Here is a 23,127-nt window from a genome sequence, read left to right as displayed (position 1 = left end):
CACCGCCCGCTGGTGATCCACACTGGCTAAGAACGGCAGGAGCCCCCGTGCAACCGCACGGGGGCTCCTGCCGTTTTGGTGTCCGGCGTCCCCGGCCCGGCATTGCGGAGACCGCGGGGACCCTCAACCCTCCGCCGAGCCGCGTTCCAGCAGCGGCTGGATGCGGAACGGGATCATCTCACTCATCGCCAGGGCGGTATCCGTCCGGTCCACGCCGTCGCAGGACAGGATCTTGCCGTTGATCCGGAACAGGTCCTCGGCGTCGAGAGCGACCACCCGGAGCAGCAGGTCCGCGGAGCCGGTGAGGCCGTAGCCCTCCAGGATCTCCGGAATATCGGCCAGTTCCACGGCCAGGGTGCCGAGCTTCTGCTGCTGGACGTGCACCGAGATAAAAGCCATCAGCGGATAGCCCAGCGAGGCCGGATTGATGCGGCGCTCAAAGGAGAGGAAGACGTGTTTTTTCTCCAGCTGCGCCATCCGGGCCTGCACGGTATTCCGCGACAACCCCAGCTTCTGGGCCAGCGCCACCACGGTCCGCCGGGGGTCCCGGGCCATTGCCGAAAGCAGGCGGGTGTCGGTGCCATCCAAGGGTTGCATAATGCGCAAGATTAGCACGGTGCCGCGGAGCCATACAGGGCAGAATGCTCAACTTAGGCGCAGGTGGTTGTACCCAATGGGCATTGTGAGTAGGGTCACAGATATCCGGGGCAACGGCGCCCGGGCGGCTGGCGCGCACCGGGATCACGAGTCCCACGGGCACCGGTCAGACGACGTCGAAAGGTGCGTACAAGGTGTTTACCGACGACGCGGGCAAGGGCGGCATTTCCGCCGGGGGCCCCGGGAACAGTGCAGAATCAAACAGGCGGACGGGCGGAGATCTCGTCCAGCTCATCACCCCCAGGGGTGAACGCGTAAGCCATCCCGAATTCGATCCCTGGGTCCAGGACGTCAGCGACGAACAGTTGGGCGCGCTGTATGAAGACATGGTGGTCATCCGGCGGATTGATACCGAGGCCACCGCCCTGCAGCGCCAGGGTGAACTCGCCCTCTGGCCGCCGCTGCTGGGCCAGGAGGCCTCCCAGATCGGTTCGGCCCGGGCCCTGCGTGACGACGACTTCGTCTTCCCCAGCTACCGCGACAACGGCGTGGCCTACTGCCGCGGCGTCAATCCCGAGGACATCGTCAAAGCCTGGCGGGGCAATGCCCTGGCCGGCTGGGACCCCTACACGGTCAACGTTGCCACCCAGCAGATCATCATCGGCGCCCAGACCCTGCACGCCACCGGCTATGCCATGGGAATCCAGAACGACGGCGCCGACTCGGTCGCTGTGGCCTATTTCGGTGACGGCGCCACGAGCGAGGGCGACGTCAACGAGGCCCTGGTGTTCGCAGCCAGCTTCCAGTCCCCGGTGGTCTTCTTCTGCCAGAACAACCACTGGGCCATTTCCGAGCCCGTCCGGCTGCAGTCGCACATCCAGATCGCGGACCGCGCGGCAGGCTTCGGCATCCCCAGCATGCGCGTGGACGGCAACGACGTCCTGGCCGTGATGGCGGCAACCCGGATCGCCATCGACCGCGCACGCCACGGCGGCGGCCCCACCTTCATCGAGTCCGTCACCTACCGGATGGGCCCGCACACCACTGCGGATGATCCCACCCGCTACCGCGACGCGAACGAACTCGAGGACTGGGCCGCGAAGGATCCGATCGCCCGGCTCAAGTCGCTGCTGGAGCGCAAGGGACTGCTCACCGAGGACCTCGAAACCGCCGTCGGCGCCAAAGCGGACGCCGTCGCCAAGGCCCTGCGGGCCGGCACCATCAACATGCCCGAGCCGCAGCCGCTGGACATCTTCAAGCACGTCTACAGCACGCCGCATTCCCCGCTGGACCGCCAGCAGGACCACTATTCCCGTTACCTGGCTTCCTTCGGCGATCCCGCAGAAGCCGCTTCTGAAGAAGGTGCACGCTGATGACGAAGATGACCTTTGCCCGAGCCATCAATTCGGGCCTGCGCAAGTCCCTCGAAAACGATCCCAAGGTGATCCTCATGGGCGAGGACATCGGCGCCCTCGGCGGTGTCTTCCGCGTCACGGACGGCCTGCAGAAGGACTTCGGCAAGCACCGCGTCGTGGACACCCCGCTGGCGGAGTCCGGCATCATGGGCACCGCCGTCGGCCTGGCCTACCGCGGGTACCGCCCGGTGGTGGAGATCCAGTTCGACGGTTTCATCTACCCGGCGTTCGACCAGATCGTGAGCCAGGTCGCCAAGATGCACTACCGCACCCAGGGCGCGGTCAAGATGCCCATCACCATCCGTGTGCCCTTCGGCGGCGGCATAGGATCCCCGGAACACCACTCCGAGTCACCGGAGGCCTACTTCACCCACACCTCGGGCCTGCGCGTGATCAGCGTCTCCAACCCGCAGGACGCCTTCACCATGATCCAGCAGGCCATCGCCTCCGATGATCCGGTGCTCTACTTCGAACCCAAGCGCCGCTACCACGACAAGGGCGAGGTGGACGAGACCCTGGACCTCAGCGCCGCCCTGCCGATGGAGAAGGCCCGCGTCGTTTCCGAAGGCACCGATGTGACGCTCGTGGCCTATGGTCCGCTCGTCAAGACGGCCAAGGACGCCGCGCTCGCCGCCGCCGACGAGGGCGTGTCGGTCGAGGTCATCGACCTGCGCTCGCTCGCCCCGCTGGACTTCGCGACGCTGGAAGCCTCGGTCCGGAAGACCGGCCGGCTGGTCATCACGCATGAAGCCTCCCAGACCGGCGGCATCGGCGCCGAGGTGGCCGCCAGCATTACCGAACGCTGTTTCTACCACCTCGAGGCTGCCCCGGTCAGGGTCACCGGCTTCGACGTCCCGTACCCGTACTCGAAGCTTGAAATGCACCACCTCCCGGGCCTGGACCGCATCCTGGACGGCGTCGACCGCGCCCTGGGCCGCCCCAACTCCCTGAGCGGGCTGGAAGGATGAGCGCCACCATGATCAAGGAATTCAGGCTGCCGGACCTCGGTGAAGGTCTTACTGAATCGGAAATCGTCGCCTGGAAGGTCGCGGTGGGGGATACCGTCACGCTCAACCAGATCATCGCCGAAGTCGAAACTGCCAAGGCCGTTGTAGAACTCCCCTCACCGTTCGCCGGTGTGGTCGCGGCCCTGCACGAACAGCCCGGCACCGTGGTGGAGGTCGGCAAGCCGATCGTCTCCTTCGAGGTTGAGGGCGACGACGGCGGTCCCGACGGCGGCTCCGGAGGTGGGAGCGCAGATGCGCCCGCCAAACGCGAACCGAACCTCGTCGGCTACGGCGCCGTCCTGGAGAATTCCGGCCGTCCCGCCCGCCGCGCCCGCAGCTTCGCAGCCGCAACCGCACCCGTGCCGGCAACCGTAACCGCGGCCGCACCCGCGCTGGCGCCCGTGGCTGAGCGCGTCGAAGCAGCCCCCGTGGTTCCGCCGGCCGCGCCAGTGTCCGTCCCTGCGGTTCGGGAGGCCGGGCGTGCTGAGACCCTGCCCGGGCCCGAATCCGAGGAACGTCCGCGGTCAACTCCTCCCGTGCGCAAGCTGGCCAAGGATCTCGGCGTCGACCTCGCCCAGGTCACCGGCACCGGGGAGTTCGGGCTGATCACCCGCGATGATGTCCGCGACTTCGTCGGCGGGGGAGACCTGCCGGTCGCACCCCGGGACCTGGCCGGCCTGCCGGTACAGGCTCCCGCCGCGGCGCAGGGCGAGCGGGAAACCCGGTCGCCGATCAAGGGCGTTCGCAAGTTCACCGCCGCCGCCATGGTCTCCAGCGCGTTCACAGCGCCGCATGTCACGGAGTTCCTGACCATTGACGTGACCCCGACCATGGAGCTGCTGGCGAAGCTCAAGGCCAGCCGCGCGTTTGCCGGCTACAAGCTCACGCCGCTGACCCTGGTGTCCAAGGCCGTGCTGATCGCGCTGAAGAACCACCCGACGCTCAACACCCGCTGGGATGAAGCGTCGCAGCACATAGTTCAGTACAACTACGTGAACCTGGGTATCGCGGCCGCCACCCCGCGCGGCCTGACCGTGCCGAACATCAAGGACGCGGACCGGAAGTCCCTGCTGGAGCTCTCCACGGCGCTGACCGAACTGACGGACACGGCCCGTGCCGGCAAGACCGCTCCGGCCGATCTGTCCGGGGGCACCATCTCCATCACGAACATCGGTGTCTTCGGCATCGATGCCGGCACGCCCATCCTGAACCCGGGAGAGGCCGCCATCCTGGCTCTCGGCGCCGTGCGGAAGATGCCTTGGGAGTACCAGGACGCAGTTGCACTGCGCCAGGTCATGACGCTCAGCCTGTCCTTCGACCACCGTCTGGTCGACGGCGAGCAGGGCTCACGCTTCCTGCAAGATCTCGGCGCCATGCTGTCCGATCCGGGCATGGCCCTGGCCATGGTCTAGCAACCCCGGCTCACCCACGGCTGCCGGCTGCACCCTCTATGGGGGGAGCAGCCGGCAGCTTTGTCTTGTGGCGGGCAGGCCTGCGCGGGAGTTTTGCCGTCCGGGGGCACTTTGGGAGCGATATTCGACGTCGGGGGCGTGGCTGCCGGTGTGCCCGCACCAAAGTGCCCCCGGAGTGCTGCCCGCAGTGGACGCCTTGGGTTTGGCCGGGCCTGAGCTGTGGGGTGGGGTATGCCCGGGGCTGCCGGCCTCGGCCTTGTGCAGAGTTGTTTGTGCAGAGTTGTTTGTGCAGAGTTGTTTTGCGCAAGGTGCTGCCGTGGCGGGGCACTTTGGGAGCGATATTCGACGTCGGCGGCTTGGCTGACGGTGTGCTCGCACCAAAGTGCCCCCGGAGTGCCGCCGCAGCGGATGCCGTGGGCCGGGCCGGTGCCCGCGCGGAGCCGGGCGAAGCCGGTGCGGGAAGCTAGCCGCGCGGTTCGGGGACGGCCGGAGCCATCAGGGCCGCCAGCGCCATGCTCTGCAGCAGCGGCCGGGCCCGCTTGACCGCAATCCGCCGCCCGTGGCTGCGCACCGAATGCGGGGTGGAGTTGATTAGGCCGAAGGTGGCGTGGGCGCGCATCCGGAGTTCGGCATCCTCGGTTCCGGGATGCAGTCCGGCCAGGACCTCGACCCAGAGCTCCACGTAGCTTCTCTGCAGCGTGCGGACCTCGGCCTGGTCCTCGTCGGCGAGGTTGCTGAAGTCCTGGTCCTGCACGCGGATGACGTCGGGGTTGCTGAGCGCGAAGTCCACATGGAACTCCACCAGCCGGTCCAGCGCAACAGCTGCGCCATCGGAACCGGCGATCACGCTCCGGCCGCCGTCGAGCAGTTCCTGGCTGACGCTCAGCAGCAGCGCCCCCAGGACGGCCTGCTTGCCGGCGAAATGCCGGTAGACCGCCGGCCCGCTGACACCGGCAGCCGCGCCGAGGTCCTCGAGGGAGACGCGGTTGAACCCGTCGACGGCGAAGAGTGCGGCAGCCGAGGACAGCAGCGCCTTACGGCGGTTCTCCTTGGCCTGGCTGCGCAGCGTCGTTGCCGGCAGCGTCGTTGGCGGCGCAGTGTCCGTCTCGCGGGGTTCGCTCACCGGCACATCCCTCATTTCAAAGATCCAGCCGTTTCCGTGGCGCCGTGGTGGACATCACAGTTAATAGAGACTAACCTAAATCTCAGTTATGCGGTACTAACCGAAATGGCTGGATCGGGCGCAGTGCAGGCCCCCAGCATGAAGGCCAGGAACGGAAGCAGTCAATGGAGACAATCGCCAGCCGGGTGGACGCCACGAGCGCCGCCTTCGCCGCGAACCGCGAGGCCCAGCTTGGGCTGGCCCGCGAGCTGAAGGAACGCCTCGCCACGGCTGCGCTGGGCGGGCCGGAGAAGTCCCGGGAACGCCATGTGGCCCGCGGCAAGCTCCTGCCCCGCGAACGCATCGACCAGCTGCTGGATGACGGCAGCCCGTTCCTCGAAATCGCCCCGCTTGCCGCCAACGGCATGTACAACGACGATTCGCCCGGCGCCGGTGTCATTGCCGGGATCGGGCTGGTCCACGGCCGCCAGGTCCTGGTCATTTCCAACGACGCCACGGTCAAGGGCGGCACCTATTACCCGCTGACGGTGAAGAAGCACCTCCGGGCGCAGGAAATCGCGCTGGAGAACCGGCTGCCGTGCATCTACCTCGTGGACTCGGGCGGGGCGTTCCTGCCCAAACAGGACGAGGTCTTCCCGGACAAGGAGCACTTCGGCCGGATCTTCTTCAACCAGGCCAAGATGTCCGCGGCCCGGATCCCGCAGATCGCCTCGGTGATGGGCTCCTGCACCGCGGGCGGCGCCTACGTCCCCGCGATGAGCGATGAGACCGTGATCGTCCGCAACCAGGGCACCATCTTCCTGGGCGGTCCGCCGCTCGTGAAGGCCGCGATCGGCGAGATCGTCACGGCCGAGGAACTCGGCGGCGGCGATGTGCACGCGAAGATCTCCGGTGTTACCGACCACCTGGCCGAGAACGATGAGCATGCCCTCCAGATCGTCCGCGACATTGTCTCCACCCTGCCGCGGCCGGCCGCCCCCGCCTGGGAGATCGACACCGTCGTCGAACCCCTGGTGGATCCGGAGGAGCTGTACGGCGCCGTCCCCACCGACGTCAACGCCCAGTACGACGTCCGCGAGGTCATCGCCCGGCTCGTGGACGGCAGCCGCTTCCACGAATTCAAGAAGAACTACGGCACCACCCTCGTCACCGGCTTCGTGAAGCTGCACGGCCACCCCGTGGGCATCGTCGCGAACAACGGGGTGCTCTTCAGCGAATCCTCGCTCAAGGGCGCCCACTTCATCGAGCTCTGCGACCAGCGCGGAATCCCGCTGCTCTTCCTGCAGAACCTCTCCGGCTTTATGGTCGGCAAGGACTACGAGCAGGGCGGCATCGCCAAAAACGGCGCCAAGATGGTCACCGCCGTCGCCACCGCCCGGGTGCCCAAACTGACCGTGGTGATCGGCGGGTCCTTCGGCGCCGGCAACTACTCCATGTGCGGGCGGGCCTACTCGCCGCGGTTCCTGTGGATGTGGCCGGCGTCCCGGATCTCGGTGATGGGCGGCAACCAGGCGTCCGGCGTGCTCGCCACGGTGAAGCGGGACCAGTACGAGGCCCGCGGCGAGGAATGGTCCGCCGCGGACGAGGAAGCATTCAAGGCCCCGATCAAGCAACAGTACGAGGACCAGGGCAGCCCCTACTATTCCACCGCCCGCCTCTGGGACGACGGCGTGATCGACCCCGCGGACACCCGCACCGTCCTGGGACTGGCGCTCGACGTCGTCTCCCGCACCCCGCTGCCGGAGACCTCCTTCGGCCTTTTCCGGATGTGAGCCAGCTATGATCGTTTCTTCCACACCCCTGCCGGCGCCCGTGGCGTCCCGGGCGGCCACACCGCTCTTTGGCACCGTGCTGGTCGCCAACCGCGGCGAGATCGCCTGCCGCGTCATCCGCACCCTGCGCGCGCTGGGCATCCGCTCGGTTGCCGTCTATTCCGACGCCGACGACGGAGCCCGGCACGTGCGGGAGGCCGACACCGCCGTCCGGATCGGCCCGGCGGCCGCTGCCGAGAGCTACCTCAAGATCGAGGCCATCATCCAGGCCTGCCGGGACACCGGCGCCGAGGCCGTGCACCCGGGCTACGGGTTCCTCAGCGAAAACGTCGACTTCGCCCGCGCCCTGGAAAAGGCACAGATCACGTTCATCGGGCCCGGCGTCGAATCCCTCAACATCATGGGGGACAAGATCCGCTCCAAGAACCACGTCACCGGCTACGGCGTGCCGGTGGTCCCGGGCATCGCCGAACCGGGGATGACGGACGCCCAGCTCATCGAGGCCTCGGCCGGTGTCGGGTTCCCGCTGCTGATCAAGCCCTCCGCCGGCGGCGGCGGCAAAGGCATGCACATCGTCGAACGCCCCGAAGACCTGGCCGACACCCTGGTGACCGCCCGCCGCGTCGCTGCCAGCGCCTTCGGCGACGACACCCTCTTCCTCGAGCGCCTCGTCCTGACCCCGCGGCACATTGAGGTCCAGGTCCTCGCGGACAACCACGGCAACGTCATCCACCTCGGCGAACGCGAATGCTCGCTGCAGCGCCGGCACCAGAAGGTTATCGAGGAAGCCCCGTCCCCGCTGCTGGAATCCCTGCCCGACGGCGCGGCGATCCGGGCGCGTCTGGGCGAGGCCGCCTGCAACGCCGCCCGCAGCGTGAACTACAGCGGTGCCGGCACCGTGGAATTCCTGGTCTCCGACAACGCCCCGGATGAGTTCTTCTTCATGGAGATGAACACCCGCCTGCAGGTCGAGCACCCGGTCACCGAGATGGTCACCGGCGTCGACCTGGTCGAATGGCAGGTACGCATTGCCGCCGGCGAGGGGCTCACCGTCCGCCAGGACGACGTCGTGCTCCGCGGACACTCGGTGGAGGCGCGCGTCTACGCCGAGGTTCCGGAAAAGAACTTCATGCCCTCGGGTGGAGAAGTGCAGCTCCTGGATGAACGGGGTGGGATCTTCACCGGGATGGAGGACCTTGATGCCCTCACCCCGGCATCGGCCGATCCGAACATCAGGATCGATTCCTCGCTCCTGCCGGGCCTGGAAATTTCCAGCGATTACGATCCCATGGTCGCCAAGGTCATTGCCTGGGGCCAGGACCGCACGGCCGCCCTGGACAAGCTCGACACGGCCCTCGCCCGCTACACGGTGCTGGGGATCGACACCAACGCCGAGTATCTGCGCCTGCTGATCAACGACGCAGACGTCCGCGCCGGCCGGCTCGACACCGGCCTGATCGAGCGCAAGATGCCGGACTTCGCCTTCCGCCGTATCGGCGACGCCGAGCTCATCGCCGCGGCCCTGCCGTTCTGGGTCCTGGCCGAAGGAACGGCGAAGGTCGGATCCCCCTGGGACACCACCACCGGCTGGCGCCTGGGCGCACCGGCAGCCTGGACCATGAGCTTCGGTGTGCCCGGCGGGGGGCTGGCCACCGTGGCGGTCACCTGGCTGAGCAACCTTGACCTCGGTCACGCCACCGTCCGGGTCGACAACGGCCCGGTGCACCGGTTGAAGGTCCTGGGGCTGTCCAGTGACGACGTCTCCCTGGAACTCGACGGCGAGGAACTCCGGTTTGCGCAGGCTCCCGCCTGGCAGGGCTTCCCCCCGGACGGCAGGCCGCAGTTCGTCTACGTGGGCAACGGGGGCTGGTCCTGCAAGCTCGAAGTACTCACCCGCGAGACCCGGCTGGCCCGCGTGCTCGCCGCCATCGAACGCGAGGAGGGCGCCGCGGACCCGGCGGTGCGCTCGCCCATGCCCGGCACCGTGGTCTCCGTTTCCGTCCGCAACGGCGACACCGTGGAGGCCGGCCAGGTGCTGCTGTCCGTGGAGGCCATGAAGATGGAACACCAGCTCGTGGCGCCCCTGGACGGGACCGTGCACATCAGCATCGCCTCCGGAGACCTCGTGAAGGCAGACCAGGTCCTGGCCACCATCCACCCTGTCCACCCGACGGAGCCTTCCAAGGCCGAGGACACCTTCGAGGAAGCCGTCATCGCGATGGGCGCGGCGGAGTAGCCACCTCGGCGTCGGCCCAGGGCCGGCGCCACAGTCCTCAGACAGCACCACACACAGCAGAACAAACAGCACCACCGACAGCACCACAGACGAAGGAGTCACTATGCCGGATTTTGAACTCAGCGAGGATTACCAGGACCTCAGCAACACCGTCCGCGAATTCGCCGATCAAGTGGTGGCCCCGGTCTCCGCCAAGCACGACGAGGAGCACAGCTTCCCGTACGAAATCGTCTCCCAGATGGCGGACATGGGCCTGTTCGGCCTGCCGTTCCCGGAAGAGTTCGGCGGCATGGGCGGCGACTACTTCGCCCTCGCCCTCGCCCTGGAACAGCTCGGCCGGGTGGACCAGTCCGTCGCCATCACCCTGGAGGCCGGCGTCTCCCTCGGCGCCATGCCGATCCACCGCTTCGGCAACGCCGCCCAGAAGGAGGAGTGGCTGCCGCTGCTCGCCTCCGGCAAGGCGCTCGCCGGCTTCGGCCTGACCGAGCCGGAAGCCGGCTCGGACGCCGGCGGCACCAAGACCACCGCCAAGCGCGGCGGCGGGGAGTGGGTCATCAACGGCAACAAGGAATTCATCACCAACTCCGGCACCGACATCACCCGGCTCGTCACCGTCACCGCGGTGACCGGCCAGCAGGAGCGCCCGGACGGCAGCATCAAGAAGGAAATCTCCACCATCCTGGTGCCCACCGACACCCCCGGCTTCAAGGCCGAGAAGGCCTACAACAAGGTCGGCTGGAACGCCTCGGACACGCACCCGCTGACGCTCAACAACGTCCACGTCCCCGAGGAGAATCTGCTCGGCGCCGAAGGCCGCGGCTACGCCAACTTCCTCTCCATCCTCGACGAGGGCCGCATTGCGATCGCCGCACTGGCCGTCGGCGCAGCCCAGGGCTGCGTGGACCAGTCGGTGAAATACGCCAGGGAACGCAGCGCGTTCGGGCAGAACATCGGCAAGTATCAGGCCATCGCCTTCAAGATCGCCCGGATGGAAGCCCGCGCCCACACCGCCCGCCTGGCCTACTACGACGCCGCCGCGCGGATGCTCGCCGGCAAGCCGTTCAAGACGCAGGCGGCCATCGCTAAGATGGTCGCAGGCGAGGCAGCCATGGACAACGCGCGGGACGCCACCCAGGTGTTCGGCGGCTATGGCTTCATCAACGAATTCACCGTGGCACGCCACTACCGCGACTCCAAGATCCTTGAAGTCGGCGAGGGCACCACGGAGGTCCAGCTGATGCTGATCGCCCGCGAACTGGGCCTCTAGCCGGCCCGCTGGCCGCAACCGTCGAGGAAGGATCACCGATGATCAACAAAGTTGTTGCCAGCGCCGCCGAGGCCGTGGCGGACATCCACGACGGCGCCTCGCTCGCCGTCGGCGGGTTCGGGCTCTGCGGCATCCCGGTGGCCCTGATCGAGGCCCTGCACCAAAGCGGCGCCACGAACCTGGAGACCGTGAGCAACAACTGCGGGGTCGACGACTGGGGACTCGGGATCCTGCTGAAGGACGGCCGGATCCGCCGCACCATCAGCTCGTACGTGGGGGAGAACAAGGAGTTCGCCCGGCAGTACCTCGCCGGTGAGCTCGAGGTGGTCCTCACCCCGCAGGGCACGCTGGCGGAGAAGCTGCGCGCCGGCGGCGCCGGCATCCCGGCGTTCTACACGCCGGCCGGCGTCGGCACCCAGGTGTCCGACGGCGGCCTGCCGCAGAAGTACGACGCCGGCGGCAACGTTGCGATCGCCTCCGCGGCCAAGGAGGTGCGCAGCTTCAACGGCGCCGGCTACGTCCTCGAGGAGTCGCTGACCCCCGACTTCGGGCTCGTGCACGCCTGGAAGGGCGACCGCCACGGCAACCTCGTCTTCCACGCCACCGCGATGAACTTCAACCCGCTTTGCGCCATGGCCGGGAAGATCACCATCGCCGAGGTCGAGGAACTCGTGGAGCCGGGAGAGCTGGACCCCGAACACGTCCACATTCCCGGCATCTTCGTCCAGCGCGTGGTGCTCGCGCCCGGCGTCGAGAAGCGGATCGAGAAGCGGACGGTGGCACTGGCCGCTCCGCCCGCGCCCGGGAACGCCTCCGGAACCACGCCCGGATCCGGCGGGGCCGCCGGCGCTGAAGCCGGCACGGCTACCGGCCCCGCCGCCACAGCAGCAGACCAGTCAGGAGCCTAGGCCATGGAATCCAACAGCGTGCAGGGGGCGCCGCCCCGTCCCGAAGCGGTCCGCCACGAGTACCGGCCGGCCGCCGTCGAACACCCTGCCGGGGTGGAGAGCAAGGGCTGGACCCGCAACGAACTGGCCGCCAGGGTGGCGCGGGAACTGCACAACGGGCAGTACGTGAACCTCGGCATCGGCATGCCCACGCTCATTCCCAACTACATCCCCGCCGGCGTCGAGGTGGTCCTGCACTCCGAGAACGGCATCCTCGGCGTCGGGCCTTACCCGGCGGAGGACGCCGTGGATCCGGACCTGATCAATGCCGGCAAGGAAACCGTCACGGTCAACAAGGGCGCCGCATTCTTCGACTCCGCCGCGTCCTTTGGCATGATCCGCGGCGGGCACGTGGATGTTGCCGTGCTCGGCGCGATGGAAGTGGCACAGAACGGTGACCTGGCCAACTGGATGATCCCGGGCAAGATGGTCAAAGGCATGGGCGGCGCCATGGACCTGGTGTTCGGCGCCAAGAAGGTGATCGTGATGATGGAGCACGTTGACCGGAACGGCAGGCCCAAGATTGTGGAACAGTGCACGCTGCCGCTGACCGGCAAAGGCTGCGTGGACCGCATCATTACCGACCTGGCGGTCATCGACGTCGTGACCGAGGGAAGCACGTCCCGGTTGGTCCTGCGTGAACTCGCCCCCAACGTGACCGCCGAGGACGTGGCCGCGGCCACCGGCGCCGAACTCTTCGAGGAAGATCAGGAACTGACCGTATGACGACTGAACCCCTGCAGGAGCGCGCCGCCGGACCCCGTGTCATTGAACAGCGCGGGCTGTACTTCGATGAGCTGGAGGAGGACGTGGTCTACGCGCACCGGCCCGGCCGGACCGTGACCGAGGCGGACAATGTCCTGTTTACCACCATGACCATGAACACCCAGGCCCTGCACCTCGATGCTGCCTGGAGCGCCGAGCAGCCGTTCGGCCAGCGCCTGATGAACTCCATGTTCACCCTGGCCACGGTGGTGGGGCAGTCCGTCCCGCAGCTGACCCAGGGGACCATCATCGCCCAGCTGGGGCTCAACGACGTGTCGTTCCCGCACCCGATGTACCACGGCGACACCCTGTACACGGAGACTGTCGTGACCGGGAAACGGCTGTCCTCCTCGCGCCCGGGCCAGGGGATTGTGACCATGAAACACACCGGCCGGAACCAGCACGGCGAGGTCGTGGCCCTCGCCACCCGCAGCTGCCTGATGTGGACACGGGATGCGCACACCGCCGCGCAGCGGGCACACACGACCGGAACGAACCCGCAGCAGGCAGAGACAGCCCGGAAAGAATCCGCGGCAAAGGGGAGAATAGACACATGAGCTTTCTAATGGGCCCCGCCCTGCTGTTTTGCCCTGCCGACCGCCCCGAGCGGTACCAGAAGGCCGCCGAGCGCGCCGACGCCGTGATCGTGGACCTGGAGGACGCTGTGGCTCCCGCGGACAAGCAGCGCGCCCGCGGCGCCATCCTCGCCCAGCTCGGCGCCACCGGGGACGTCCCCGAGCTGAACCCCAGCAGCACCATCATCCGGATCAACCCGGCCGGCACGGAGGAATTCGAGAAGGACCTGCACTGCCTCAAGCACACCCCGTACCGGCACATCATGCTCGCGAAGGCCGAAGGCGCGGAGCAGCTCCGGGAGCTGGAGGGCTACAGCGTGATCGCGCTCTGCGAGACGGCACTGGGGGTCGTCAACGCCGCCGCCATCGCCGCCGAACCCAACGTGGTCGGGCTGATGTGGGGCGCCGAGGACCTGATCGCCTCGCTCGGCGGCACCTCGAGCAGGACGGACGACGGCGCCTACCGCGCGGTTGCGCTGCATGCCCGCTCCGCCGTCCTGCTGGCAGCCCGGGCCTTCGGCAAGGAGGCCGTCGACTCGGTCTACGTCAACATTCCCGACCTGGACGGGCTCGGCGTCGAGTCGCGCGACGCCGTCGCCTCGGGATTCGGTTCCAAGGCCTGCATCCACCCGAGCCAGGTGGCGGTGGTGCGCGGGGCCTACGCACCGTCCGAGTCCGAGATCGCGGCAGCCACCGAACTGCTGGCAGCCGCCGCCGCGTCAGGCTCCGGCGTGTTCCAGCACGGGGGCAAGATGATCGACGGGCCCATCCTCAAGCACGCCGAATCCACCCTCCGCCGCGCGGGGCACTAGCCCGAACGCCCCAGCCAGACGCTTGCGACTAAGCCACAGGCCGGGAGTCTTTGGACTCCCGGCCTGTGGCTTTCCGTTGGGCTTTCAGTAGTGGTTCCCCGGGCCCGCGGCTGCCGCTGGGTCTAAGGCTCCTGCCCGGCCTTTACGGCAAGCACAGGGCAGTGGGCCTCAAGCAGGATGTGCTGGGCGGTGCTCCCCATGATCAGTTTCCCCACTGGCGTGCGCCTCCGCAGGCCAATCACGATCAGCTCCGCCCGGTGCTGCTCGGCCGCCTGCAGTACCTCGTTGGCTGCATCGTTGCCGCGGACCGGCTGCTGGACGAGGTGGTCGATGCCTTCCTTCGTGAGGCGCTCTTCGATCCCGGAGATCTCCTCGTTCACGGCGTAGCGTTTGTCCACCAAGGCGTCGCCCCGTGAGGAATTGACCACGACCAAGAGTTTCGCGTTCTTTCGTGCCTCGGTGATGGCTGCTTCCAGTGCCGCCGTCCCTTCTGGGGTGGGAAGGTAGCCAACGATGATGCTCACGGGTTCTCCTGTCGTCCTGCGGGTGTGGTCTGGCTGGTATCCGTCGCGCCGTCATCCAGGGCTCGAGTGTCCGCGTTTTCATCATTTGTACTGGCAGCGTCCGGCGCCGTGGTGACGTGCCTGCCGGCAACAGCCGGGACCGCCTCCGGTCGGGCCTTGCGCCAGAACCGCATCAGCAGCGGCCAGAAGAGGATGACCGCCACCACGACGTAGATCCAGACGGCAATCGGCTCGCTCCATAGTCCTGCCGGGTCGCCCGCGCTGAGCTGGAGGGTCTTGCGCAGCTGCCCCTCCAGGCGCGGCCCCAGGATGACACCTAGGACCAGGGGCAGAACGGGCAGCCCAAAGCGCCTCATCATGAAGCCCAGCGCACCAAGGACCAGCAGCATGACCAGGTCGAACGCCTGCAGGTTGACCGAATAGGCGCCCAGCGTGGCGAAGAACAGGATGCCGGCGTAGAGGTACGGCCGCGGGAGCTGCAGGAGCTTCGCCCACACCGGTGCCAGCGGAAGGTTGATGATCAGGAGCAGCAGGTTACCAATGAAGAGGCTGGCAATTAGCGCCCAGACCAGCGGCCCCTCGGTTGCGAACAGCTGCGGTCCGGGCTGGATGCCGTAAGACGTGAAAGCTGCCAACATAACGGCGGCCGTTGCGTTCGTGGGAAGGCCCAGCGCCAACATGGGAGTCAACGTTCCCGCCGCCGCCGCGTTGTTCGCGGCCTCCGGCCCGGCAACGCCCTCAATGGCGCCATGGCCGAATTCCTCGGGATGCTTGGAGAGTCTCTTCTCGGTGACATAGGAGAGGAACGTGGGGATCTCGGCGCCGCCGGCGGGAAGTGCCCCGAACGGGAAACCGAAGGCTGTTCCGCGGAGCCAGGGTTTCCAGGACCGCTTCCAGTCCTCCTTTCCCATCCACGGACGGCCCACAGGAATGATGTGCAGGGGAGTGCGGCGCAGGTGCGCGGCAACCCACAGTGCCTCGCCGACGGCGAAGATGGCCACGGCCACCACTACGATGTCCAGGCCGTCGGCGAGTAGCGGCACCCCGAACGTGAGGCGTTGCTGGCCCGTGACGGAGTCCATACCCACGAGTCCGATTGCCAGGCCCAGACCCAGGGAAGCGAACCCGCGCAGCCGGGAGGAACCCAGCACGGCAGTAACAGCCAGCAGGGCGAGCACCATAATCGCGAAGTAGCTGGGTGAGCCCAGGCTGACGGCGAACTGGACAACGATCGGCGCGCAGACGGCGAGCAGCGTTGTGCCGATGGTGCCGGCAATGAACGAACCGATGGCGGCAGTGGCCAGAGCCTGGGCCGCCCTCCCGGCTTTCGCCATCTTGTTGCCTTCGATGGCCGTGACCACAGAAGAAGACTCGCCGGGCGTGTTGAGCAGGATCGAGGTGGTGGAGCCGCCGTACATGCCGCCGTAATAGATGCCGGCGAACATGATGAAAGCGCCAGTGGGCTCCAGGGCATACGTGACCGGGAGCAACAGGGCCACGGTCATAGCCGGGCCGAGGCCCGGGAGGACGCCCACTGCCGTGCCGAGGACCACGCCAATGACGGCGTAGAGCAGATTCATCGGGGTCAGGGCGGTGGCGAAACCGTCCATCAGGGAGGAGAAAACGTCCATTAGAGAATCCCTTCCAACAAACCGGCGGGAAGTGCGATGCCGAGGCCCAGGAAGAAGCCGTAAAAAGTCAGGATCGACAGGGCCAGGGAAATCAGGCCGTCACGGACGTAGTGGCGTCCGCCGAGGGCCCACACGCTGCCCCAGAACAGCACGGTTCCGGAAATCACCCAGCCGGCCCAGCCGATGAGCAGGATGTTGGCGACGAAGGCACCCACGAGGGGCAGTACCGTCTTCCAGTCCACGGGGTGTGCGAGGTCAACGTCCTCGCCGCCTTCCGCTTCACCGCTGCCGCCGCGCAGTACATTGACTGCCAGCAGCACGGCGCAGATGACGAGCAGCCCGGCCACGATGAAAGGGACTGTTTTGGGACCCACCGGGTCTGACCTGGAATAGGGCGTCGCCAGGCCATTGGCATCAAGGAAGACCACGACCCCGGCCGCTCCGAGCAGGAGGGCGACCCCCAGCTCGGAGCGGCCTTGGAGCCGAGAAGCAACGGTTGGTGAGGAGATCACGCCAAGCCAAGCTTCGTGAGGACGTCCGCCACGCGTTTGTCCTGCTCGGTCAGGAAGGTCTTGAATTCGTCGCCAGTAACAAAGGCGTCGGTCCAGCTGTGCGTCTTCAGCGTCTCTTTCCAGGCGGCGGTGCCGTGCATCTTCTCGAGGGCGGCGATAAGGGCTGCCTTGTCGGGGTCGCTGATTCCCGGAGGGGCGACGACGCCGCGCCAGTTCGTGAACACCAAGTCGATGTTGGATTCCTTGAGAGTGGGGGCGTCAACGCCGTCCAGCCGCGCCGCGCCGCTGGTGGCCAGTACACGGACCTCGCCCGATTCAATCTGCTTGAGGTACTCACCGGCGCCAGAGGCAGCAAAGCCGAGCTTGTTGCCGAGGATGGCCGGAAGCAGGTCGCCGCCGCCGTCGTAGGAAACGAAGTTGACCTTGGTGGCGTCGATTCCGACTGCTCCTGCGAGCTGCATGGGCAGCAGGTGATCGGGGCCGCCCGGTGAGGACCCGCCGCCGACTGCGATGGAACCCGGATCGGCCTTCCACGCCGTCACGAGGTCGTCGATGGTTTTGAAGGGCGAATCCTTGCCGACCATGATGGCGCCGGGCTCTTCAATGAGCTTGGCCAGCGGCGTTGTGTCCGTCAGCTTGGAAGTGGACTTGTTGGTGTAACTTGCGCCCACCACCCCGAGGCCCATCAGCATGGTGAGGTCGCCGTTGCCCTTTTCGTTGACTATGCGGGCCAGTCCCACGGTTCCGCCGGCACCTGCGAGGTTGAAGACTTCGGTGTTGGTGGCGATCTTCTCGTCTGCGAGAACCTTCGCGGCAGCACGCGCGGTGGTGTCATAGCCGCCCCCGGGCGAATTGGGGACCAGGATCTGCAGCCCGGTGACGGGACCGGCGGCAGCGCTGGCGTCTCCGCTCGTTGAGCTCTTTGCGGTGGCACCGCAACCGGTGGCCATCAGGGCGATGCCGGCAGCGACGGCGGCAATTCGCAATGCGCGGATCTGGCGCATGGTGTTCCTCTTCTCGATAAAGCTAATCAGCAAAAACTGACTGGGTGCTCTGATGCTAGGCGGCTAAGTGACTGGCATCACTCTTGTGTACGCAGAGAAAGTTAAGTTCATTTCGTTCACGTTTCCGGCCCCCAACCATGCCGGAACATGCGCCGAAAGCGGTAGTCGTAGTGGGGTATAGTTCACCCCACCGCCGGGATTGGGACCTTTGCGGACGCCCCCGGCCGCCGGCTTAAGAAGCCGGCAGAACCCTCACCAAGAAAGACGGCACGTGACCCGACGAAGAGGAATGTCCCTCGCCGGGCAATATCTGGTTTTGCAGCTGCTGATTGTCCTGGCCGTCCTCGTCGGCGTTGTCGCCATCTCCCTGGCCCAGTCGGCCGCCGCGTTTGAGCGGATCGAGGGTCGCAGGGCAATGTCCGCGGCTGAAGCGCTGGGCAGCAACCCCACCGTCCGGGCAATGCTTCCCTCGGCCGAACCGCGGGGGAGTGCGGCGCTGTCCGCCGTCGCCGAGTCGGTCCGCACCGTTTCCGGGTCCGCGCGAGTGGCCCTCGCTCGAATCGACCGCACCGTGGTGGCGTCGTCGGACCCCGGACTGCTGAGCCGGTCGCTGGAACTTGGCGCGAGCCGGGTGATGGAGGGCCGAGCCTGGACGGGTGTAGTGGGCGGAACGGCCATCCCCGTGCTTTCGGCCCATGTACCGGTCCTTGACGACTCCGGGACAATGATCGGTATTGCGTCCATCAGCCGGAACTATCCGTCCACCTGGGAGCGGCTGGGGGATGCGGTACCGAACCTGTTGACCTATTTGGGAGTGGCCAGCGTCCTAGGGGTGGCAGGCTCCCTTTTGCTGTCGCGCAGGGTCAAGCGGCAGACCCTCGGCATGGAGCCCAGCGAAATCTCGGGCCTGGTTGAGAACCGCGAGGCGATGCTTTATGGACTCAAGGAAGGAGTGGTGGCGTTGGACCTCCACGGACGGATTACCGTGGCAAACGACAGTGCCCGGGCACTCTTGGGACTCCCGGCGGACTGCGTGGGCAAGGATTTGGCGGGACTGCCCGTAGAGTCGGCGCTCAAGGAAGTGCTGACCGGCGAGCAGCCCGGGCAAGACCAAATGGTGCTGGTCGGGGAGCGCCTGGTGGTGCTGAACCGGGTGCCCATCCGTTCCAAGGGCAGGGTGATGGGATCCGTCGCCACCTTACGTGACCGGACTGAGCTTTCATCCCTGGAACGCGAACTGGGGGCAACCCGCACAGCCACGGACACACTAAGGGCGCAGGCCCACGAGTTTGCCAACCAGCTGCACGTCATTTCAGGCCTGATCCAGATCGGCGAATACGAATCCGTGGTGCAGTTCGTCAACGGCGTCACCGTGGACCGGACGAGGCTGAATGACGACGTGACCACTCGCATCCAGGACCCGGCGCTCGCCGCCCTGCTGATTGCCAAATTAAGTCTTGCCGCCGAGCGCGGCGTGCCGTTGCAGCTGGACCACGCCTCGTCGCTGTCCCCCGTGGGCGACGAACTCTCCCGGGACCTGACCACCGTCATGGGAAACCTCGTGGACAACGCGCTCGACGCCGTCACCGGAGCTGCCGAGGCCTCTGTCCGGGTTCTTGTCGAGGACGGTGGCGACGAAGTAGTCGTCACCGTCCGGGACACCGGCCCAGGGATTGACGGCGCAGCCGCCGACGAGATCTTCCGGCAGGGGTTCAGCACCAAGGAGCCCGGTCCAGCCGGCGGCCGTGGGTTTGGTCTGGCCATCTCGCGGGTGGTTTGCCAACGGAGCGGCGGCGCGCTTGCGGTGTCCAACGACGGCGGGGCTGTCTTTACTGCGCGGCTGAAAAGGACGCCGCTGTCACTGACATCGGCAACAAGGAGTCCGGCCTCGGGAAAGGTGGCCCGGCCTTGATCACGGTCCTGATCGTCGACGATGACTTCATGGTGGCAAAAGTCCATGCTGGCTTCATCCAGCGCACTCCGGGTTTCGCCATCGTCGGGGTTGCGCACACCGGAGCCCAAGCCATATCGGAAACGACCCGGCTGCAGCCTGATCTGGTCCTTCTGGACATTCACCTGCCCGACATTAACGGTCTGGACCTCATGGCCAGGCTGCGGGAGACGGCGCCGGAACTGGACGTTCTGGTGATCAGCGCAGCCCGAGAGGTCGAGACCGTCCGCAGGGCCCTACGCGGAGGAATTGTCCACTACCTGATCAAGCCTTTTTCGCAGTCGGACCTGCAGGAGCGGCTGGAGCACTATCGCAGCGCTTACCAAGGCCTGGACATGGCCAAGGACGTTGCCGAGCAATCGGACGTCAACCGGGTCTTCGGGCTGGAACGCAACGAGCGTGCGGAACGGACGGAAAACCGCCTGCCCAAGGGATGCAGCGCCGAGACGCTCCGCGTGGTGGTCGACGTGCTTCAGTCCGCCGAAAAAGACCTGTCTGCTGCCGAAGTCGCGGACCTGCTGGGCACGTCCCGGGTCAGCGCCCGCCGCTACCTCGAATACCTCCACGATGAGGCGAGGGTTGAGGTGCGGCTCAAATACGGTGCGGGCCGCCCCGAGCGCCGTTACGAGCTCAAGCCGGTGTGACAATCGGCCCGGCGTCAGCGCGACCTCGGTCCCACGGCGGCATCAGCCATCCGGCGGCAGGGACAGCGGCGGAATGGACTCGTCCAGTACCATCCGGAGCCAGCGCTGGCCGGTGGCGCGGAATTCCTTCCGGGTGGCGAAGCGGTACAGATAGCTGCTGGCCCGCACCCAGCGGGGCCGGGCGCCGTCGAACGGATCATGCCGCAACAGGCGCAGGGTGGGGCGGTCGGCCTCCAGCAGCTTGGCCAGGAAGGCGTAGAACCACTGCTCGTGCACGGTGCGCAGCGGCAGGAACCACATCAGCCAGTCGAGGCGCAGGTGGTAGGGCGCCCACTGGCGCGGGATCCGGCGGACCTCGCCGGGCTTTCCGCGGAAGCCGTACTCCCGCCAGTCCGCCGCGTCGTCGGGCTCGGCGGCGAGCGTGCCTTCCACGGCGATCTCGATCCGCTGTTTCGTGACCGTGCCGAACGCGCCGTAGGTGTTCCCCAGCTGCCAGCGGTTGAAGGCGGCGTTCATCAGCTGGTAGTGGGAGAACAGGTTCTCGACCGGGCGGTAGCTGAGCACCACGAGCAGCACAGTGGCGACCAGGACCACGACTAGCCACGCGGCCGGAGCCTGGCTGCCGGCCGCGCCGGCAGCGCCTGCAGCGGCGGTTTCCGTAGCTGTGCCGGCAGCAGGGCGCCAGTCGAGCGGGATCGCCGGGACGAGCGCATGCGCCACCGGGTCGCTGACGGCGGCGAACGCGAGCAGGATTGCCATCCAGTTCAGCCAGGCGAAGTTCCCGCTCGCCACCAGCCAGAGCTGGGTGACGATGATGATCCCCGCGGCCACGCTGGCCAGCGGCTGCGGGGCAAAGAGGAAGAACGGCACGACCAGCTGGGCGAAATGGTTGCCCAAAACCTCCATCCGGTGCCACGCCTTGGGCAGCAGGTGCGCCTGCCGGCTGAGCGGCCCCGGCATCGGCTGGGTCTCGTGGTGGTAGTACAGGGCTGTCAGGTCCCGCCACTCCCGGCCGCCGCGGATCTTGATCATGCCCGCGCCAAACTCCAGGCGGAACACCAGCCAGGCCAGCAGGATCAGGATGGTGCGCGGCGGGGGAGTCTGGTTGGAGCCAAGGAAGGCCACAATGAAGCCCGCCTCCAGCAGCAGCATTTCCCAGCCGAAGCCATAGAACGTCTGCCCCACGTTGACGATGGACATATAGAGCAGCCACAGCGCCAGGAACGCCAGCATGGGAACCCACGGCGGGCCAAGCTGCGGCAGGCCCAGCACGATCGCGGCGGCAATCGCCATGCCGCCCCAGCAGACGGCCCGCAGCAGCCGGTCCGAGTAGCGCCAGCTGAACAGGGTGGGCCGGCGCAGGCGGCTGGAGCGCGCCAGGAACGCCGGCACCGGCAACAGCCCGCGCTCGCCGAGGAGGGCCGGAAACTGGTTGAGCGAGGACAGGAAGGCCACGAAGTAGATGGTGGCGACGCCGCGCTGCAGCACCTGCCGGGCGAACTCGTACTCCGGCGCGTCAAACCAGGCCGTCCACTCCACGATCCCCACGTTACGCCCGCGGGCCGCGGCGTCAATGCGCGGCGGCATCCGTTACCGGCCCGCGTCCGTCCGGGGCAGCTTTGAGGCGCCAACGAGGGCTTTCCGGCCATCCGACGGCATGGCCGGGCGCAATGTGCCCCCGGATCGCCGGTCTGGGCCGCCCGCGGGATACCCCAGCAGGGAACGCGGTGCGGGATACTGTAACCATGCAGCCGCGCAAGATCGTCCTCCTCGGGTCCACCGGTTCCATCGGCACGCAGGCGATTGACGTCGTCGACGGCGCCCCGCACCTTTTCGAGGTCGTGGCGCTCAGCGCGGGCGGCGGCAACCTCGAACTTCTCGCCGGGCAGGCCGTCCACACCCGGGCCGGGGCCATCGGTGTGGCGTCCGGCGACCCGGGCGCCCTCCAGACACTGATCGACGACGCCGCCGGCGCGGCCGGGGTGACCGGCTACCGTCCCGAGATCATCACCGGGCCGGACGCGTCCACCCGGATCGCGGAGATCGAGGCCGACGTGGTGCTCAACGGCATCACCGGCTCCATCGGCCTGGCGCCCACCCTGGCCGCGCTCAAGTCCGGCGCGACCCTGGCACTGGCCAACAAGGAATCCCTGATTGTCGGCGGCGCCCTGGTCAAAGCCGCGGCCCGCGAAGGCCAGATCGTCCCGGTCGACTCCGAACACTCCGCCATCGCCCAGTGCCTGCGCTCGGGCACCGCGGCCGAGGTGGACCGGCTGATCCTCACGGCCTCCGGCGGCCCGTTCCGCGGCATGACCCGGGATCAGCTGCACGGTGTGTCCCCGCAGGACGCCCTCGCCCACCCCACCTGGGACATGGGCCTGATGGTCACCACCAACTCCGCCAGCCTGGTCAACAAGGGCCTGGAAGTGATCGAGGCGCACCTGCTCTTCGACATCCCGCTGGAGAGGATCGACGTCGTGGTCCACCCGCAGTCCGTGGTGCACTCGATGGTCCAGTTCATCGACGGCTCCACCATCGCCCAGGCCTCGCCGCCGGACATGCGCCTGCCGATTGCCCTGGGCCTGGGCTGGCCGGACCGCGTCCCCGGCCCGGCACGGCCGTGCGACTGGACCCAGGCCACCAGCTGGACCTTCGAGCCGCTGGACACCGAGGCGTTCCCCGCCGTCGGGCTGGCGAAGGACGCCGCCCGGCGGGGGAGCACCTACCCGGCAGTCTTCAACGCCGCGAACGAGGAGGCCGTGATGGCTTTCCACGCCGGCCGGATCCGGTTCACCGACATCGTCGATACCATCGAAGCAGTACTCAGCGAACACACAGGCTCCTCCGGGCTGACGGTGGAGTCGGTGCTGGATGCTGAAAGATGGGCACGCGCCCGCACCCACGAACGTTTAGCCGTCAGAAGCGTCTAAGGA

The 23,127-nt window shown here is 67.4% G+C and carries 20 protein-coding genes; 13 read left to right on the top strand and 7 right to left on the bottom strand.

Translation table 11 applies throughout. The features are described from left to right. Nucleotides 1-123 precede the first annotated feature (123 nt). Nucleotides 124-597, bottom strand: a complete 474-nt coding sequence (locus QK291_RS08070) for an Lrp/AsnC family transcriptional regulator (protein WP_282380688.1) — start codon at nucleotides 595-597, stop codon at nucleotides 124-126. Nucleotides 598-791: 194 nt separating this feature from the next. On the opposite strand from QK291_RS08070, the gene pdhA reads away from it, so the two are divergent. From pdhA to QK291_RS08055, 3 genes are read left to right on the top strand one after another with little or no spacing between them, the layout of a single operon-like run. After that, on the top strand, nucleotides 792-1,970 hold the full coding sequence (pdhA, locus tag QK291_RS08065; RefSeq protein ID WP_282380687.1) for a pyruvate dehydrogenase (acetyl-transferring) E1 component subunit alpha: 1,179 nt from the start codon (nucleotides 792-794) through the stop codon (nucleotides 1,968-1,970). Further along, complete coding sequence (locus tag QK291_RS08060; RefSeq protein WP_282380686.1) at nucleotides 1,970-2,980, top strand: alpha-ketoacid dehydrogenase subunit beta; 1,011 nt, start codon at nucleotides 1,970-1,972, stop codon at nucleotides 2,978-2,980. The genes pdhA and QK291_RS08060 overlap by 1 nt, the downstream gene beginning before the upstream one ends. Then, complete coding sequence (locus QK291_RS08055) at nucleotides 2,977-4,431, top strand: dihydrolipoamide acetyltransferase family protein (RefSeq protein ID WP_282380685.1); 1,455 nt, start codon at nucleotides 2,977-2,979, stop codon at nucleotides 4,429-4,431. Before QK291_RS08060 ends, QK291_RS08055 begins: the two co-directional genes overlap by 4 nt. A gap of 463 nt (nucleotides 4,432-4,894) precedes the next feature. Here the strand turns inward: QK291_RS08055 and QK291_RS08050 are convergent, their stop codons facing one another. Beyond that, a complete protein-coding gene (locus tag QK291_RS08050; protein WP_282380683.1) occupies nucleotides 4,895-5,554 on the bottom strand; it encodes a TetR/AcrR family transcriptional regulator in 660 nt (219 codons plus the stop codon). 164 nt (nucleotides 5,555-5,718) lie between these two features. Here QK291_RS08050 and QK291_RS08045 point away from each other — a divergent pair, with 164 nt between their 5' ends. The 7 genes from QK291_RS08045 to QK291_RS08015 all read left to right on the top strand — a co-directional run bounded on the left by QK291_RS08045 (nucleotide 5,719) and on the right by QK291_RS08015 (nucleotide 13,928). Continuing rightward, nucleotides 5,719-7,326, top strand: a complete 1,608-nt coding sequence (locus tag QK291_RS08045) for a carboxyl transferase domain-containing protein (RefSeq protein WP_282380681.1) — start codon at nucleotides 5,719-5,721, stop codon at nucleotides 7,324-7,326. A 7-nt stretch (nucleotides 7,327-7,333) separates the two neighbouring features. Then, nucleotides 7,334-9,562: a biotin carboxylase N-terminal domain-containing protein gene (locus tag QK291_RS08040; RefSeq protein ID WP_282380679.1), complete on the top strand. Its 2,229-nt coding sequence runs from the start codon at nucleotides 7,334-7,336 to the stop codon at nucleotides 9,560-9,562. A gap of 103 nt (nucleotides 9,563-9,665) precedes the next feature. Next, a complete protein-coding gene (locus QK291_RS08035; RefSeq protein ID WP_282380677.1) occupies nucleotides 9,666-10,829 on the top strand; it encodes an acyl-CoA dehydrogenase family protein in 1,164 nt (387 codons plus the stop codon). A gap of 38 nt (nucleotides 10,830-10,867) precedes the next feature. Next, nucleotides 10,868-11,737, top strand: coding sequence for a CoA transferase subunit A (locus QK291_RS08030; RefSeq protein WP_282380676.1), 870 nt, complete (start codon nucleotides 10,868-10,870; stop codon nucleotides 11,735-11,737). Between the two features lie 3 nt (nucleotides 11,738-11,740). Continuing rightward, on the top strand, nucleotides 11,741-12,502 hold the full coding sequence (locus QK291_RS08025; protein WP_282380675.1) for a CoA transferase subunit B: 762 nt from the start codon (nucleotides 11,741-11,743) through the stop codon (nucleotides 12,500-12,502). Next, nucleotides 12,499-13,098: a MaoC family dehydratase gene (locus QK291_RS08020; protein WP_282380674.1), complete on the top strand. Its 600-nt coding sequence runs from the start codon at nucleotides 12,499-12,501 to the stop codon at nucleotides 13,096-13,098. Before QK291_RS08025 ends, QK291_RS08020 begins: the two co-directional genes overlap by 4 nt. Next, a complete protein-coding gene (locus QK291_RS08015) occupies nucleotides 13,095-13,928 on the top strand; it encodes a CoA ester lyase (protein WP_282380673.1) in 834 nt (277 codons plus the stop codon). Before QK291_RS08020 ends, QK291_RS08015 begins: the two co-directional genes overlap by 4 nt. 122 nt (nucleotides 13,929-14,050) lie before the next feature. On the opposite strand, the gene QK291_RS08010 is transcribed toward QK291_RS08015, so the two are convergent. Genes QK291_RS08010 through QK291_RS07995 form a run of 4 tightly spaced genes read right to left on the bottom strand, consistent with a single transcriptional unit; the run spans nucleotide 14,051 to nucleotide 17,599 of the window. Next, nucleotides 14,051-14,452 carry a universal stress protein gene (locus QK291_RS08010; protein WP_282380672.1) on the bottom strand — a complete coding sequence of 134 codons (402 nt, stop codon included), beginning with the start codon at nucleotides 14,450-14,452 and terminating at the stop codon, nucleotides 14,051-14,053. Continuing rightward, nucleotides 14,449-16,083 carry a tripartite tricarboxylate transporter permease gene (locus QK291_RS08005; protein WP_282380671.1) on the bottom strand — a complete coding sequence of 545 codons (1,635 nt, stop codon included), beginning with the start codon at nucleotides 16,081-16,083 and terminating at the stop codon, nucleotides 14,449-14,451. The genes QK291_RS08010 and QK291_RS08005 overlap by 4 nt, the downstream gene beginning before the upstream one ends. Continuing rightward, nucleotides 16,083-16,595, bottom strand: coding sequence for a tripartite tricarboxylate transporter TctB family protein (locus tag QK291_RS08000; protein WP_282380670.1), 513 nt, complete (start codon nucleotides 16,593-16,595; stop codon nucleotides 16,083-16,085). Before QK291_RS08000 ends, QK291_RS08005 begins: the two co-directional genes overlap by 1 nt. Then, entirely contained in the window at nucleotides 16,592-17,599 is a 1,008-nt protein-coding gene (locus tag QK291_RS07995; protein WP_282380843.1) for a tripartite tricarboxylate transporter substrate-binding protein, read from the bottom strand. Before QK291_RS07995 ends, QK291_RS08000 begins: the two co-directional genes overlap by 4 nt. 289 nt (nucleotides 17,600-17,888) lie before the next feature. Here QK291_RS07995 and QK291_RS07990 point away from each other — a divergent pair, with 289 nt between their 5' ends. Further along, entirely contained in the window at nucleotides 17,889-19,511 is a 1,623-nt protein-coding gene (locus QK291_RS07990) for a sensor histidine kinase (protein ID WP_282380841.1), read from the top strand. Continuing rightward, nucleotides 19,508-20,194, top strand: a complete 687-nt coding sequence (locus tag QK291_RS07985) for a response regulator (RefSeq protein ID WP_282380669.1) — start codon at nucleotides 19,508-19,510, stop codon at nucleotides 20,192-20,194. The genes QK291_RS07990 and QK291_RS07985 overlap by 4 nt, the downstream gene beginning before the upstream one ends. A 42-nt stretch (nucleotides 20,195-20,236) precedes the next feature. On the opposite strand, the gene QK291_RS07980 is transcribed toward QK291_RS07985, so the two are convergent. Further along, nucleotides 20,237-21,733: a lipase maturation factor family protein gene (locus tag QK291_RS07980; protein ID WP_282380667.1), complete on the bottom strand. Its 1,497-nt coding sequence runs from the start codon at nucleotides 21,731-21,733 to the stop codon at nucleotides 20,237-20,239. Between the two features lie 206 nt (nucleotides 21,734-21,939). On the opposite strand from QK291_RS07980, the gene dxr reads away from it, so the two are divergent. Continuing rightward, a complete protein-coding gene (gene dxr, locus QK291_RS07975; protein WP_282380665.1) occupies nucleotides 21,940-23,124 on the top strand; it encodes a 1-deoxy-D-xylulose-5-phosphate reductoisomerase in 1,185 nt (394 codons plus the stop codon). The last annotated feature ends 3 nt before the right edge of the window (nucleotides 23,125-23,127 follow it).

Source organism: Arthrobacter sp. AL12, from assembly GCF_029960645.1.
Taxonomy (GTDB): domain Bacteria; phylum Actinomycetota; class Actinomycetes; order Actinomycetales; family Micrococcaceae; genus Arthrobacter.
Note: the sequence above shows the minus strand (reverse complement) of the source record. Positions and strands in the feature narration are given on the sequence as shown.

What these genes read in the sequence shown, in the direction of transcription:
- QK291_RS08070 (WP_282380688.1), bottom strand. Translation starts at nt 597, where the DNA reads ATGCAACCCTTGGATGGCACCGACACCCGCCTGCTTTCGGCAATGGCC.
- QK291_RS08060 (WP_282380686.1), top strand. Translation starts at nt 1,970, where the DNA reads ATGACGAAGATGACCTTTGCCCGAGCCATCAATTCGGGCCTGCGCAAG.
- QK291_RS08055 (WP_282380685.1), top strand. Translation starts at nt 2,977, where the DNA reads ATGAGCGCCACCATGATCAAGGAATTCAGGCTGCCGGACCTCGGTGAA.
- QK291_RS08045 (WP_282380681.1), top strand. Translation starts at nt 5,719, where the DNA reads ATGGAGACAATCGCCAGCCGGGTGGACGCCACGAGCGCCGCCTTCGCC.
- QK291_RS08040 (WP_282380679.1), top strand. Translation starts at nt 7,334, where the DNA reads ATGATCGTTTCTTCCACACCCCTGCCGGCGCCCGTGGCGTCCCGGGCG.
- QK291_RS08035 (WP_282380677.1), top strand. Translation starts at nt 9,666, where the DNA reads ATGCCGGATTTTGAACTCAGCGAGGATTACCAGGACCTCAGCAACACC.
- QK291_RS08030 (WP_282380676.1), top strand. Translation starts at nt 10,868, where the DNA reads ATGATCAACAAAGTTGTTGCCAGCGCCGCCGAGGCCGTGGCGGACATC.
- QK291_RS08025 (WP_282380675.1), top strand. Translation starts at nt 11,741, where the DNA reads ATGGAATCCAACAGCGTGCAGGGGGCGCCGCCCCGTCCCGAAGCGGTC.
- QK291_RS08020 (WP_282380674.1), top strand. Translation starts at nt 12,499, where the DNA reads ATGACGACTGAACCCCTGCAGGAGCGCGCCGCCGGACCCCGTGTCATT.
- QK291_RS08015 (WP_282380673.1), top strand. Translation starts at nt 13,095, where the DNA reads ATGAGCTTTCTAATGGGCCCCGCCCTGCTGTTTTGCCCTGCCGACCGC.
- QK291_RS08005 (WP_282380671.1), bottom strand. Translation starts at nt 16,083, where the DNA reads ATGGACGTTTTCTCCTCCCTGATGGACGGTTTCGCCACCGCCCTGACC.
- QK291_RS07995 (WP_282380843.1), bottom strand. Translation starts at nt 17,599, where the DNA reads ATGCGCCAGATCCGCGCATTGCGAATTGCCGCCGTCGCTGCCGGCATC.
- QK291_RS07990 (WP_282380841.1), top strand. Translation starts at nt 17,889, where the DNA reads ATGTCCCTCGCCGGGCAATATCTGGTTTTGCAGCTGCTGATTGTCCTG.
- dxr (WP_282380665.1), top strand. Translation starts at nt 21,940, where the DNA reads ATGCAGCCGCGCAAGATCGTCCTCCTCGGGTCCACCGGTTCCATCGGC.